Annotated in this window: 1 pseudogene; it reads left to right on the top strand. The window is 65.8% G+C overall.

What is annotated here, in order from left to right:
- Positions 1–225: pseudogene (gene tuf, locus ACYP33_RS05270) on the top strand (elongation factor Tu); the annotation flags it as partial.

Raw genomic sequence — 225 nt, forward strand, 5'->3', positions numbered from 1 at the left:
GCGACGACACGCCGATCGTGAAGGGTTCGGCCAAGCTGGCGCTGGAAGGCGACACGGGCGAGCTGGGCGAAGTGGCGATCATGAACCTGGCCGACGCACTGGACACGTACATCCCGACGCCGGAACGCGCCGTTGACGGCCTGTTCCTGATGCCGGTGGAAGACGTGTTCTCGATCTCGGGTCGCGGCACGGTGGTGACGGGTCGTATCGAACGCGGCATCGTGA

The sequence above is a fragment of the Burkholderia sp. 3C genome (assembly GCF_054589155.1).